Annotated in this window: 14 protein-coding genes; all 14 read left to right on the top strand. The window is 50.9% G+C overall.

Features of this window, described 5'->3' with window-relative positions; genetic code table 11:
- Position 1 precedes the first annotated feature (1 nt).
- The 14 genes from odhB to cpoB all read left to right on the top strand — a co-directional run bounded on the left by odhB (position 2) and on the right by cpoB (position 13,013).
- Complete coding sequence (gene odhB / locus H4F65_RS07085; protein ID WP_010285003.1) at positions 2–1,228, top strand: 2-oxoglutarate dehydrogenase complex dihydrolipoyllysine-residue succinyltransferase; 1,227 nt, start codon at positions 2–4, stop codon at positions 1,226–1,228.
- 202 nt (positions 1,229–1,430) lie between these two features.
- Positions 1,431–2,597 (top strand): ADP-forming succinate--CoA ligase subunit beta, encoded by a 1,167-nt coding sequence (sucC, locus tag H4F65_RS07080; protein ID WP_010285004.1) that lies wholly within the window; start codon positions 1,431–1,433, stop codon positions 2,595–2,597.
- Complete coding sequence (gene sucD / locus H4F65_RS07075; RefSeq protein ID WP_010285005.1) at positions 2,597–3,469, top strand: succinate--CoA ligase subunit alpha; 873 nt, start codon at positions 2,597–2,599, stop codon at positions 3,467–3,469. Before sucC ends, sucD begins: the two co-directional genes overlap by 1 nt.
- 730 nt (positions 3,470–4,199) lie before the next feature.
- The gene (gene cydA, locus H4F65_RS07070) at positions 4,200–5,768 is read left to right on the top strand and encodes a cytochrome ubiquinol oxidase subunit I (protein ID WP_010285007.1); all 1,569 of its coding nucleotides are present in this window, start codon (positions 4,200–4,202) and stop codon (positions 5,766–5,768) included.
- 13 nt (positions 5,769–5,781) lie between these two features.
- Positions 5,782–6,921, top strand: coding sequence for a cytochrome d ubiquinol oxidase subunit II (cydB, locus tag H4F65_RS07065; RefSeq protein ID WP_010285010.1), 1,140 nt, complete (start codon positions 5,782–5,784; stop codon positions 6,919–6,921).
- 16 nt (positions 6,922–6,937) lie between these two features.
- On the top strand, positions 6,938–7,054 hold the full coding sequence (cydX, locus tag H4F65_RS07060; protein WP_010285013.1) for a cytochrome bd-I oxidase subunit CydX: 117 nt from the start codon (positions 6,938–6,940) through the stop codon (positions 7,052–7,054).
- Positions 7,051–7,344 (top strand): cyd operon protein YbgE, encoded by a 294-nt coding sequence (gene ybgE, locus H4F65_RS07055; protein WP_010285015.1) that lies wholly within the window; start codon positions 7,051–7,053, stop codon positions 7,342–7,344. Before cydX ends, ybgE begins: the two co-directional genes overlap by 4 nt.
- 133 nt (positions 7,345–7,477) lie before the next feature.
- Positions 7,478–7,882 (top strand): tol-pal system-associated acyl-CoA thioesterase, encoded by a 405-nt coding sequence (gene ybgC / locus H4F65_RS07050; protein ID WP_010285019.1) that lies wholly within the window; start codon positions 7,478–7,480, stop codon positions 7,880–7,882.
- Positions 7,879–8,565 carry a Tol-Pal system protein TolQ gene (gene tolQ, locus H4F65_RS07045; protein ID WP_039275589.1) on the top strand — a complete coding sequence of 229 codons (687 nt, stop codon included), beginning with the start codon at positions 7,879–7,881 and terminating at the stop codon, positions 8,563–8,565. The genes ybgC and tolQ overlap by 4 nt, the downstream gene beginning before the upstream one ends.
- Before the next feature lie 12 nt (positions 8,566–8,577).
- Positions 8,578–9,003 (top strand): colicin uptake protein TolR, encoded by a 426-nt coding sequence (tolR, locus tag H4F65_RS07040; protein WP_010285025.1) that lies wholly within the window; start codon positions 8,578–8,580, stop codon positions 9,001–9,003.
- Between the two features lie 64 nt (positions 9,004–9,067).
- The gene (tolA, locus tag H4F65_RS07035; protein ID WP_039312154.1) at positions 9,068–10,243 is read left to right on the top strand and encodes a cell envelope integrity protein TolA; all 1,176 of its coding nucleotides are present in this window, start codon (positions 9,068–9,070) and stop codon (positions 10,241–10,243) included.
- A gap of 138 nt (positions 10,244–10,381) precedes the next feature.
- Positions 10,382–11,674 (top strand): Tol-Pal system beta propeller repeat protein TolB, encoded by a 1,293-nt coding sequence (tolB, locus tag H4F65_RS07030; RefSeq protein WP_010285308.1) that lies wholly within the window; start codon positions 10,382–10,384, stop codon positions 11,672–11,674.
- A 40-nt stretch (positions 11,675–11,714) separates the two neighbouring features.
- Complete coding sequence (pal, locus tag H4F65_RS07025) at positions 11,715–12,227, top strand: peptidoglycan-associated lipoprotein Pal (RefSeq protein WP_010285309.1); 513 nt, start codon at positions 11,715–11,717, stop codon at positions 12,225–12,227.
- Between the two features lie 9 nt (positions 12,228–12,236).
- The gene (gene cpoB / locus H4F65_RS07020; protein WP_010285310.1) at positions 12,237–13,013 is read left to right on the top strand and encodes a cell division protein CpoB; all 777 of its coding nucleotides are present in this window, start codon (positions 12,237–12,239) and stop codon (positions 13,011–13,013) included.
- The last annotated feature ends 36 nt before the right edge of the window (positions 13,014–13,049 follow it).

Raw genomic sequence — 13,049 nt, 5'->3', positions numbered from 1 at the left:
AATGAGTAGCGTAGATATTCATGTACCCGACCTGCCTGAATCCGTCGCTGACGCCACCGTTGCTACCTGGCATAAAAAGCCAGGCGATAGCGTCGAGCGCGATGAAGTACTGGTTGAAATTGAAACTGACAAAGTTGTACTTGAAGTTCCTGCCTCTGAAGCTGGCATTCTGGATGCCGTGCTGGAAGAGGAAGGCGCGACAGTGACGTCTCGCCAACTGCTGGGCCGCATTCGTCGTGGCGACAGCTCTGGTAAAGAAACCAGCGAGAAATCACAAAGCAAAGAATCAACACCGGCACAGCGCCATACGGCTGGGCTGGAAGAAGAGAACAGCGACGCGCTCAGCCCGGCGATCCGCCGCCTGATTGCAGAGCACGATCTCGATGCCTCTGCTATCAAAGGCAGCGGCGTAGGCGGTCGAATTACCCGTGAAGACGTAGATAAGCATTTGGCTGCTCAGAAGAAAGAGTCTGATAAAGCGCCTAAGTCTGAAGCGCCAGCGGCTTCTTCGGCACCAGCTCTGGGCGCGCGCAGCGAAAAACGCGTACCGATGACGCGCCTGCGTAAGCGTGTTGCAGAGCGTCTGCTGGAAGCGAAAAACAGCACGGCAATGTTGACGACGTTCAACGAAATCAACATGCAGCCAATCATGGATCTGCGTAAGCAGTACGGCGAGGCATTCGAGAAGCGTCATGGCGTGCGTCTGGGCTTCATGTCCTTCTACATCAAAGCCGTGGTCGAAGCGCTGAAGCGTTATCCAGAAGTGAATGCGTCTATTGATGGCGAAGATGTGGTTTACCACAACTACTTCGATGTCAGCATCGCGGTGTCTACCCCGCGTGGTCTGGTTACGCCAGTGCTACGTGATGTGGATGCGCTGGGCATGGCCGACATCGAGAAGCGTATCAAAGAGCTGGCCGTGAAAGGCCGTGACGGCAAACTGACGGTTGAAGAACTGCTGGGCGGTAATTTCACCATTACCAACGGCGGCGTCTTTGGCTCTCTGATGTCTACCCCAATCATCAACCCACCGCAGAGTGCGATTCTGGGTATGCACGCCATTAAAGATCGTCCGATGGCGGTTGATGGTCAGGTCGTTATTCTGCCGATGATGTATCTGGCGCTGTCTTACGATCACCGTTTGGTTGACGGCCGTGAGTCCGTTGGCTTCCTGGTGACGGTGAAAGAGATGCTGGAAGATCCAGCGCGTCTGCTGTTAGACGTTTAGTCCGACAGATAGGCTTTCGGGCGGGTAACCCTGACGGTTTCCGCTCGAAACGGTATACCAGATTATGTGCTATGCAGGCCGTTTTTTCTCAACGGCGTTATCCAAATATATCAGAGAGTTAATGGCGCTTTTCTCTACCGAAAGATTCGGTGATGAAAAACCGTCTGCCGACTTATCTCCAAACCTAAATGGATAGAACATCATGAATTTACACGAGTATCAGGCAAAACAACTCTTTGCTCGATATGGTTTACCGGCACCGACCGGCTATGCCTGTACCACTCCGCGCGAAGCGGAAGAAGCCGCGTCTAAAATTGGTGCGGGTCCGTGGGTCGTAAAATGTCAGGTTCATGCAGGCGGTCGCGGTAAAGCGGGCGGCGTTAAAGTTGTCAGCAATAAAGAAGATATCCGCGCCTTTGCTGAAAACTGGCTGGGTAAAAAACTCGTTACTTATCAAACTGACGCACAGGGTCAGCCGGTTCATCAGATCCTGGTTGAAGCCGCAACGGATATCGACAAAGAGCTTTATCTGGGGGCAGTTGTTGACCGTGGCACGCGTCGCGTGGTGTTCATGGCGTCCACCGAAGGTGGCGTAGAAATTGAAAAAGTGGCAGAAGAAACGCCGGAGCTGATTCATAAAGCGGCGATCGATCCACTGGTAGGCCCACAGCCTTATCAAGGCCGTGAGTTGGCTTTCAAACTGGGCTTAAGTGGTAAGCAAGTTGCTCAGTTCACCAAAATCTTCATGGGTCTGGCGACGCTGTTCCTGGAGCGCGACCTGGCGCTGGTAGAAATCAACCCGCTGGTTATCACCAAGCAGGGCGATCTGATCTGTCTGGATGGCAAACTGGGCGCGGACGGCAATGCCCTGTTCCGTCAGCCTGAGCTGCGTGAAATGCGCGACCCAAGTCAGGAAGATTCCCGTGAAGCGCATGCGGCACAGTGGGAACTGAACTATGTTGCGCTGGATGGCAACATTGGCTGTATGGTCAACGGTGCCGGTCTGGCGATGGGCACGATGGACATCGTGAAGCTGCACGGCGGTGCTCCTGCGAACTTCCTCGATGTTGGCGGCGGTGCGACGAAAGAACGTGTTACCGAAGCGTTCAAAATCATCCTGTCTGACGACAAGGTAAAAGCTGTCTTTGTTAACATCTTTGGTGGCATCGTACGTTGCGATTTGATCGCTGACGGCATCATCGGCGCCGTAGCCGAAGTGGGTGTTAACGTACCGGTTGTGGTACGTCTTGAAGGAAACAATGCGGAGCTGGGTGCCAAGAAACTGGCGGATAGCGGCCTGAATATTATTGCCGCGACCAGCCTGACGGGTGCTGCTCAGCAGGTTGTTGCAGCTGTGGAGGGTAAATAATGTCCATTCTGATTAATAAAAATACCAAAGTTATCTGTCAGGGTTTTACCGGTAGTCAGGGGACATTCCACTCTGAGCAAGCACTTGCTTACGGTACGCAAATGGTTGGTGGTGTGACGCCGGGTAAGGGCGGCACGGAACATCTGGGTCTGCCCGTATTTAATACGGTGCGTGAAGCGGTAGAAGCGACGGGCGCAACGGCATCCGTTATCTACGTTCCTGCTCCGTTCTGTAAAGACTCCATTCTGGAAGCGATTGACGCAGGTATCGAGCTGATCATCTGTATCACCGAAGGTATCCCGACGCTGGATATGCTGACGGTGAAAGTGAAACTCGACCAGAGCGGTGTACGGATGATCGGTCCGAACTGCCCAGGTGTGATCACGCCGGGCGAATGTAAGATCGGTATTATGCCGGGCCATATTCACCTGCCGGGTAAAGTGGGCATCGTTTCTCGTTCCGGTACCCTGACGTATGAAGCCGTGAAGCAAACGACCGATGCGGGTCTGGGTCAGTCAAGCTGTGTGGGTATCGGCGGCGACCCGATCCCAGGTTCTAACTTCATCGATATTCTGAAGCTGTTTGAGCAGGATCCGCAGACGGAAGCCATCGTGATGATCGGTGAAATCGGCGGTACGGCGGAAGAAGAAGCGGCTGCCTACATTAAAGAGCACGTGACGAAACCGGTTGTCGGCTACATCGCGGGTGTGACGGCACCGAAAGGTAAGCGTATGGGCCACGCTGGCGCCATCATCGCCGGTGGTAAAGGCACCGCTGACGATAAATTTGCAGCGTTAGAAGCGGCGGGTGTTAAAACCGTTCGCAGCCTGGCGGATATCGGCGATGCAGTAAAAGCGATATTATCGCGTTAATCGATTATTCGATTAAACATTCTAGCCACCTTCGGGTGGCTTTTTTACGTAAAAAATGATGGAATTCAATAGGATCAAATATGGCTAAATGTTGTTAACATCTACAACAATTATAAAACAGTAAATAAACAAAAGTATAAGTAATAAAATAAGAGAAATCATACAAAAAAAAGAATAAAGATAACTCGTTTTATTGTATGTGAATAATCGAGCACCAAAGTAAAGAATACATTGCTGAATTAATTTTAATTAAACCTAAAAGTCACATTGCATTAACAATGAGTGTAATAAGGAAATTAATGCAACGCGACAATCACGAGAAAAGCGTTAAATTGTTTTAGATCAAAAAACGCCTCTGGATATAATTTCTGAAATAGGCTTAAATTGCGCGAGGTCAATTATCGTCTTTCACGTCGTTTAGTGGAAAAGTTGATTTGAAGCCAAAAACCTAGTCTGGGTCACGTAAAAACCTATTTATTGTAGGGGATTACAGGCGTAATATACGGCTACCTCCCTATGGGGTACGCGATTTGTAATACTTGTGATTTATCTTGAGCTTGCTGTCAGGGTATCGCGATGCGACTGCCCTGGTGAACGGTATTTCTAGCGTTCATTACAGCCTGTGTTAAAGCAATTCTTGTTGTGTTCTTTTTGGGTGTAATGGCCGGATGTTTGGCGGCTTGTCAGCGTTTGCAAGCTAATCCCTTCCTGCGAGGAGCAAGGAGTCAAAATGTTTGATGTAGTCGAACTGTCACGTTTACAGTTTGCCTTAACTGCAATGTACCATTTTCTATTCGTACCATTAACGCTGGGGATGGCGTTTTTGCTGGCGATTATGGAAACGGTATATGTGCTGTCCGGCAAACAAATCTATAAAGATATGACCAAGTTCTGGGGCAAGTTATTTGCAATTAACTTCGCTCTAGGGGTCGCTACCGGATTGACCATGGAGTTTCAATTCGGGACCAACTGGTCATATTTCTCTCACTACGTCGGGGATATTTTCGGCGCGCCGCTAGCGATTGAAGGCCTGATGGCATTCTTCTTGGAATCGACCTTTGTTGGCTTGTTCTTCTTCGGCTGGGACCGTTTAGGAAAAGTGCAGCATATGGCCGTGACCTGGCTGGTCGCGCTGGGCTCTAACTTCTCCGCACTGTGGATTCTGGTTGCCAATGGCTGGATGCAGAACCCCATCGCATCGGATTTCAATTTCGAAACCATGCGTATGGAAATGGTGAGCTTCGCCGATCTGGTACTTAACCCGGTAGCTCAGGTGAAATTCGTTCATACGGTAGCGGCAGGTTACTGTACGGGCGCGATGTTCATTCTGGGTGTCAGTTCTTACTATCTGCTGAAAGGCCGTGACATTGCGTTTGCCAAGCGTTCATTCGCTATCGCAGCAAGCTTCGGTATGGCTTCTGTCTTGTCCGTTATTGTACTGGGTGATGAATCCGGTTATGAAATGGGTGACGTACAGAAAACCAAACTGGCGGCAATTGAAGCGGAATGGGAAACGCAACCCGCACCGGCATCCTTTACGCTGATCGGCATTCCCAATCAGGATACGATGGAAAATAACTATGCCATCAAGATCCCTTATGCTCTGGGGCTCATTGCCACGCGTTCTACTGACAAAGAAGTCACGGGTCTGAAAGAACTGCTGGTGATGCATGAAGTGCGTATTCGCAATGGTATGAAGGCTTACCAGTTGCTGGAAGAATTACGCGCGGGCAACACCGACCCGGCAGTAAAAGCAGCGTTCGATCAAGCTAAACAGGATCTGGGCTATGGCTTGCTGCTGAAACGCTATACGCCGAAAGTCTCTGATGCGACAGAAACGCAGATTCAACAAGCTGTTAAAGATTCTATCCCGCGCGTTGCACCGCTGTATTTCTCTTTCCGTATCATGGTGGGCTGTGGCGTTCTGATGCTGTTAATCATCGGCCTGTCCTTCTGGAGTGTTCTGCGCAACAAAATTGGTCAGAAACGTTGGCTGCTCCGTACGGCGTTGTACGGTATTCCACTGCCGTGGATTGCTATCGAAGCCGGCTGGTTTGTGGCTGAATACGGCCGTCAGCCTTGGGCTATCGGTGAGATTCTGCCGACAGCCGTTGCGACGTCATCACTAACCGCAGGGGATATTCTGTTCTCCATGGGGCTGATCTGTGGTCTGTATACGCTCTTCCTGATTGCAGAAATGTATCTGATGTTCAAATTCGCACGTCTGGGGCCAAGCAGCCTGAAAACAGGGCGCTACCATTTTGAACAACCTATAGCGGCTGCGCAGGAAGCACGGTAAACAGGAGTCCACTATGTTTGAATATGAAGTCTTACGTTTTATCTGGTGGCTGTTGATCGGTATTTTGCTGATTGGCTTCGCTATCACTGATGGTTTTGACATGGGCGTGGGCATTCTGGTGCGTCTGATGGGACGTGGTGATACCGAACGTCGCGTCATGATTAACAGCATTGCGCCGCACTGGGACGGTAACCAGGTCTGGCTGATCACCGCCGGTGGTGCGCTGTTTGCTGCCTGGCCGATGGTTTACGCTGCCGCGTTCTCCGGTTTCTACATTGCCATGATTCTGGTGCTGGCCTCATTGTTCTTCCGTCCTGTCGGCTTCGATTACCGTTCAAAAATCGAAGATCCGCGCTGGCGTGGCATGTGGGACTGGGGCATCTTCATCGGTAGCTTTGTCCCACCAGTAGTGATTGGTGTGGCATTTGGTAACCTGTTGCAGGGTGTACCGTTCCACGTTGATGAATATCTGCGCCTGTACTACACCGGAAACTTCTTCCAACTGCTGAATCCGTTTGGCCTGTTGGCTGGTGTGGTTAGTCTGACAATGATCCTGACTCAGGGTGCAACCTATCTGATGATGCGGACCACGGGCGACCTGCACGTGCGTTCCAAGTCTGCCGCGCAGATTTCCGCGCTGGTGATGATGGTGACGTTTGCTCTGGCTGGCGTATGGGTCATTTACGGTATTGATGGTTATGTGGTGACGTCTGCGATTAACACCGCGGCCGAATCTAACCCGCTGCGTAAAGAAGTCGTTCAGCAGGCAGGTGCCTGGCTGATCAACTTCAATAACCATCCGGTATTGTGGGCTATCCCTGTTCTGGGCGTAGTGCTGCCAGTGCTGACTACCCTTATGGCGCGCGCAGAGAAAGGGGCTTGGGCATTCCTGTTCTCCTCTCTGACTATCGCTTGTGTGATTCTGACCGCAGGGATCGCTATGTTCCCGTTCATCATGCCGTCAGTGACTGTGCCTAACGTCAGCTTGACGGTATGGGATGCAACATCAAGCCTGCTGACGCTGAAAGTCATGACAGTGGTTGCGATAATTTTCGTTCCTATCGTGCTGTCTTATACCGCATGGTGTTACTACAAGATGTTCGGTCGCATTACCAAAGAGCAGATTGAGCAAAACACTCACTCTATGTACTAAGTAAGGAGCTTAATTTATGTGGTATTTTGCCTGGATACTCGGAACGCTTCTTGCTTGCTCACTGGGGATTATCACGGCCCTGGCTATTGAGCAGAGTGAGGCAAGCAAAGCGGCTAAAGAAGATAAGCAATGAGTGATCTGGTCGATAAACTCTATCGCCTGATGGATAAGAGCCCGTTAAGGGCTCTTTCCCTTATCATGGCGTTACTGCTGGCTGGCTGTGTATTCTGGGATCCGACGCGCTTCGCGGCGCGGACTAGTGAACTGGCGGTTTGGCAGGGTCTGCTGTTGATTTGGGCCGTTTGCGCTGGCGTTGTTCATGGCGTTGGTTTTCGTCCACATCGCCTGCTCTGGCGCGCGTTTTTCGCACCACTTCCCGCCTTTGTGATCCTGTGCGCAGGATTGTACTATTTCTTCGGCTAAAATAGCCTCCTATTCCATTTAGTTATGGGTTGCTTGCAGCCCATAATTATTTTCTTTCCGCTGTCACAATCCATTCCAAACCTCATTTCTCTTGCGTATAGTAGCGAGGTTTAATGCATTACTGGGATGTAGAGTGAGTAATTCGTTGTTTCGCTGGCCAGTTCGAGTCTACTTTGAAGACACTGATGCAGGTGGCGTTGTCTACCATGCGCGCTATGTTGCCTTTTATGAAAGGGCAAGAACCGAGGCGTTGCGTGAACGCAACTTTCACCAGCAAGCCTTGCTAAGTGAGCATGTCGCGTTTGCTGTTCGTCGGATGACGGTGGAGTATCTTGCTCCTGCGCGCCTTGACGACATGCTGGAAGTGCAAAGCGAGATTATCTCGCTACGCGGTGCTTCTATGACTTTCGCCCAGCGTATCCTCAATGCTCATGGCACCCTGCTAAGCCATGCTGAAGTTTTGATCGCATGCATCGATCCACATCAAATGAAGCCGATTGCGCTTCCTAAGTCTATTGTCGCGGAGTTCAAGCAGTGACTGACATGAACGTTTTTGATTTGTTCCTGAAGGCAAGCCTTCTGGTCAAACTAATCATGCTGATTTTAATCTGTTTTTCTATCGCTTCCTGGGCGATCATTATTCAACGTACCCGAATTCTGAATTCGGCGACGCGTGAGGCCGAAGCATTCGAGGACAAATTTTGGTCGGGCATCGAACTGTCCCGCCTCTATCAGGAAAGTCAAACTCGTCGCGATAGCCTGACGGGCACTGAACAAATCTTCCATTCAGGTTTCAAAGAATTTGCACGGTTGCATCGTGCCAACAGCCATGCGCCGGAAGCCGTAGTGGAAGGGGCGTCCCGTGCAATGCGTATTTCAATGAATCGTGAGTTGGAAACGCTGGAAACGCATATTCCCTTTTTGGGAACCGTGGGTTCTATCAGCCCGTATATCGGTCTGTTCGGTACCGTTTGGGGAATTATGCATGCCTTCATCGCGCTGGGCGCAGTGAAGCAGGCAACCTTGCAAATGGTTGCTCCTGGTATTGCCGAAGCCTTGATTGCAACGGCAATCGGCCTGTTTGCGGCGATCCCTGCGGTCATGGCGTATAACCGTCTTAGCCTGCGGGTGGGTAAACTGGAGCAGAACTACGACAACTTTACGGAAGAGTTCATCGCTATCCTGCACCGTCAGGCGTTCTCCAGCGACAACAGCAAGTAATCAGGGGGGATCATGGCACGAGTACGCAGAGGCCGTCGTGAGCTGAAATCCGAGATCAACATTGTCCCGCTACTGGACGTGCTGTTGGTACTGTTGCTGATTTTTATGGCGACAGCGCCGATTATTACGCAGAGCGTTGAGGTGGATCTACCGGATGCGACCGACTCAAAAACGGTCTCCAGCAATGACAATCCGCCCGTGATCGTAGAGGTTTCAGGCATAGGGCAATATAGCCTTGTTGTTGAACAAAACCGTATGGAGCAGCTTCCGGCAGAGCAGGTGGTTGCGGAAGCGCAATCACGGCTGTCAACCAATCCCAAGACGGTCTTTTTGATTGGTGGCGCGAAGGATGTTCCTTACGATGAGATCATTAAAGCGTTGAATTTGTTGCATCAGGCTGGCGTAAAATCCGTTGGTTTGATGACACAACCGATTTAAATGAGCGCATCACGGTAATGATCGTTAAGCCTATTTCTGGCAACACTGTTTTTGGGAATCGCTTGTGCTAAAGGCAAACGAACAAAACGATAAGCTGAAACGCGCCGTTATTATCTCGGCTGTTTTGCACATCATACTGATTGCTTTGCTGCTTTGGAGTTCGTCGACGCAAACGATGGATGCCAGCGGAGGCGGCGGAGGCTCGTCAATTGATGCCGTCATGGTCGATCCGAGCGCAGTGGTGGAGCAGTATAACCGCCAACAGCAGCAGCAGACGGATGCAAAACGTTCTGAACAGCAGCGTCAAAAGCAAGCTGAACGGCAGGCCGAAGAGCTTCAACAGAAGCAAGCGGCTGAACAGCAGCGGCTGAAAGAGCTGGAAAAAGAGCGTCTGCAAGCGCAGGAAGAGGCGAAAAAGCAGGCTCAGGAGCAGGCTGAACAGCGTAAGCAGTCTGAAGCGGCGGCTCAGCAGGCAAAAGAACAGCAGAAGCAAGCCGAAGCGGCAGCGGCAAAAGCGAAGGCCGAAGCTGAACAACAGGCGAAAGCTGCGGCAGACGCTAAGAAGAAAGCGGAAGACGAAGCGAAGAAACAAGCTGCTGCGGCCGCTGCTGCCAAAAAGCAGGCGGAAGAAGAGGCTAAAGAGAAAGCGGCTGAAGCTGCCAAGCAGAAGGCAGCAGAAACCGCTAAAGCAGAAGCAGCAAAAGCAGCTGCTGAGGCTGAACAAGCTAAACAAAAAGCAGCAGCCGAAGCCGCTAAGCAAAAAGCCGATGCTGAAGCAGCGAAGAAAGCAGAAGCTGCAGCTGCGGCTAAGAAAGCGGCTGATGAGAAAAAGAAAGCGGCAGCAGAGGCCGCTAAGCAGGAAAGCGCCGTTGATGATTTGCTGGGCGGACTGGCTTCATCGAAAAATGCGCCGAAGTCTGGCGGCGGTGCACCTGCGGGCACCGGTAACAATAAGAAGAGCGGTGCATCAGGTGCAGCGCTTGATAGCTATGGTAGTCAGGTACGTTCAGCCATTCAGAGCAAGTTTTATGACTGGCAACTTTATAAAGGGCGCACCTGTACGTTACGGATTAAGCTGGCGCCAGATGGCTTTTTGACTGATGTCACTGCTGAAGGCGGCGATCCGGCGTTATGTCAGGCGGCTATTGCGGCTGCCAAACAGGCCAGAATACCGAAGCCACCAAGTCCAGAAGTTTATGAGGCTTTCAAAAATGCGCCGATAGACTTTAAACCGCAGTAACCGGGCTGTTTACCCAATAGATTTAAGATTATTACGATGGTAAATAAACCAGGTTATGTTGTTTTGTTGACATTGGTTTGTTTTTGTTAAAATTCTGCTAATTTATCGTAGACTTCGCGTCTGGATAAGGGAGATGAGATGAAGCAAGTACTGAAAGTTGCATTAAGCTTTTTAATGCTGTGGACTGCGGTTGTTCACGCGGAAGTACGTATAGAGATTACCCAAGGGGTAGACTCTGCACGTCCTATCGGCGTGGTTCCGTTCAAATGGGCGGGTCCGGGTGCTGCGCCTGAAGACGTCGGCGGCATCGTGGGTGCTGACTTACGTAACAGTGGCAAATTCAACCCGATCGACGCAAACCGTATGCCTCAGCAACCTGCAACAGCATCCGAAGTGACGCCTGCTGCATGGACGGCGCTGGGCATCGATGCGGTTGTTGTTGGTCAGGTTCAACCGAGTGCTGATGGCAGCTATCTGGTTTCTTACCAGCTCGTTGATACTTCCGGTAACCCTGGTAACGTATTAGCGCAGAACCAGTTCAAAGTGACCAAACAGTGGTTACGCTATGCTGCGCACACCGCCAGTGATGAAGTGTTTGAAAAACTGAGTGGTATCAAAGGTGCGTTCCGTACCCGTATCGCTTACGTTGTTCAGACGAACGGTGGTCAGTTCCCTTATGAACTGCGTGTTGCCGACTACGATGGTTACAACCAGTTTGTGGTTCACCGCTCACCACAGCCGCTGATGTCTCCGGCCTGGTCCGCAGACGGCAGCAAGCTCGCCTATGTAACGTTTGAAAGTGGTCGTTCTGCGTTGGTTATTCAGACGCTGGCAAATGGTGCAATCCGTCAGGTTGCCTCCTTCCCGCGTCACAACGGTGCACCTTCTTTCTCTCCTGATGGCAGCAAGTTGGCGTTCGCACTGTCTAAGAGCGGTAGCCTGAATCTGTATGTGATGAATCTGGGATCGGGGCAAATCAGCCAGGTGACCGATGGTCGCAGCAATAACACGGAACCAACCTGGTTCCCAGACAGTCAGACCTTGGCCTATACTTCAGACCAGGCTGGTCGTCCGCAAGTTTATAAAGTGAATGCTAACGGCGGCGCGCCACAGCGTCTGACCTGGGAAGGTTCTCAGAATCAGGACTCCGATGTGAGCGCCGACGGGAAATTTTTGGTAACGGTGAGCTCGAATGGTGGGGCTCAGCATATTTCCAAACTGGATCTGGTAACGGGTGCCGTACAAGTATTAACGGACACGTTCCTGGACGAAACGCCAAGTATCGCACCGAATGGCACGATGGTGATCTACAGTTCCAAACAAGGGCTGGGTTCAGTGCTACAGTTGGTTTCGACAGATGGACGTTTCAAAGCGCGTCTTCCGGCTACTGATGGACAGGTTAAATTCCCTGCCTGGTCGCCGTATCTATAAGTACAGATATGTACAATAAACTCGTCAAAGGACATAAGAAATGCAATTCAATAAAGTGCTGAAAGGCCTGATGTTGGCTCTGCCGGTACTGGCAGTGGCCGCTTGTAGCTCCAACAAGAATGCGGACAATGACCAATCTTCCATGGGTACTGCTGGTAACAACGGCATGATGGACGGCGGCAACATGTCTTCTTCTGAGCAAGCTCGTTTGCAGATGCAAGAATTACAGCGCAACAACATCGTTTACTTCGGTCTGGACAAGTACGATGTGAGCTCTGAATTCGCTCAGATGCTGGACGCACACGCTGCATTCCTGCGTAGCAACCCGTCTTACAAAGTGACTATCGAAGGTCACGCGGACGAACGCGGTACGCCAGAATACAACATCGCTCTGGGTGAGCGTCGTGCCAACGCGGTACAAATGTACCTGCAAGGTAAAGGCGTTTCTTCCGATCAGATCTCTATCGTTTCTTACGGTAAAGAGAAACCAGCTGTTCTCGGCCATGACGAAGCGGCTTATGCCAAAAACCGTCGTGCCGTTCTGGTATATTAAGAGAATCGCATGAGCAGTAACTTCAGACGTCACCTGTTGGGTCTGTCGTTACTGGTTGGCGTAGCGGTCCCTTGGGCCGCTACTGCCCAAGCGCCAATCAGTAATGTCGGCTCAGGCTCGGTCGAAGACCGCGTCACTCAATTGGAGCGTATTTCTAACGCTCACAGTCAGCTTTTAACCCAACTTCAACAGCAGCTCTCTGATAATCAGCGTGATATTGATAGCCTCCGTGGGCAGATTCAGGAAAGTCAGTATCAGTTGAATCAGGTTGTTGAACGGCAGAAACAGATCTATCAGCAGATTGATGGATTAAGTTCGCAATCACCTTCTACACCGACGACAGATGGCACGCCAGCTGCTGCGGCGGGGACTGATACCGGTGCTGCCAATACGGCGGCACCGGCCAGTACAGGGGATGCAAATACTGATTACAATGCAGCAGTCGCGCTCGTGCTGGAGAAAAAACAGTACGATCAGGCTATCAGCGCATTTCAGGCATTCGTCAAGAAGTACCCCGATTCAACGTATCAACCTAATGCTAACTATTGGCTTGGTCAGTTGAATTACAACAAGGGGAAAAAGGACGATGCGGCGTACTATTTCGCCAACGTTGTTAAAAATTATCCCAAGTCACCAAAAAGTTCTGAAGCCTTGCTGAAGGTTGGGGTGATCATGCAGGAAAAAGGTCAGGCAGATAAAGCCAAGGCCGTTTACCAGCAGGTTGTAAAAATGTACCCCAATACGGAAAGTGCAAAGCAGGCGCAAAAGCGTTTAGCCGGATCGTAACCCCGTCTTAATTGGCACAAAAATTGCGCATCATGA

It is taken from the genome of Pectobacterium brasiliense (genome assembly GCF_016950255.1).
In the GTDB taxonomy this organism is placed as follows: Bacteria; Pseudomonadota; Gammaproteobacteria; order Enterobacterales; family Enterobacteriaceae; genus Pectobacterium; species Pectobacterium brasiliense.
This window is presented reverse-complemented; position numbering and strand designations above follow the sequence as displayed.

Excerpts from the sequence above, each read along its gene's own strand:
- odhB (WP_010285003.1), top strand. The coding sequence starts at position 2 with ATGAGTAGCGTAGATATTCATGTACCCGACCTGCCTGAATCCGTCGCT.
- tolB (WP_010285308.1), top strand. The coding sequence starts at position 10,382 with ATGAAGCAAGTACTGAAAGTTGCATTAAGCTTTTTAATGCTGTGGACT.
- cydA (WP_010285007.1), top strand. The coding sequence starts at position 4,200 with ATGTTTGATGTAGTCGAACTGTCACGTTTACAGTTTGCCTTAACTGCA.
- cpoB (WP_010285310.1), top strand. The coding sequence starts at position 12,237 with ATGAGCAGTAACTTCAGACGTCACCTGTTGGGTCTGTCGTTACTGGTT.
- cydB (WP_010285010.1), top strand. The coding sequence starts at position 5,782 with ATGTTTGAATATGAAGTCTTACGTTTTATCTGGTGGCTGTTGATCGGT.
- sucD (WP_010285005.1), top strand. The coding sequence starts at position 2,597 with ATGTCCATTCTGATTAATAAAAATACCAAAGTTATCTGTCAGGGTTTT.
- pal (WP_010285309.1), top strand. The coding sequence starts at position 11,715 with ATGCAATTCAATAAAGTGCTGAAAGGCCTGATGTTGGCTCTGCCGGTA.
- sucC (WP_010285004.1), top strand. The coding sequence starts at position 1,431 with ATGAATTTACACGAGTATCAGGCAAAACAACTCTTTGCTCGATATGGT.
- ybgE (WP_010285015.1), top strand. The coding sequence starts at position 7,051 with ATGAGTGATCTGGTCGATAAACTCTATCGCCTGATGGATAAGAGCCCG.
- tolR (WP_010285025.1), top strand. The coding sequence starts at position 8,578 with ATGGCACGAGTACGCAGAGGCCGTCGTGAGCTGAAATCCGAGATCAAC.
- cydX (WP_010285013.1), top strand. The coding sequence starts at position 6,938 with ATGTGGTATTTTGCCTGGATACTCGGAACGCTTCTTGCTTGCTCACTG.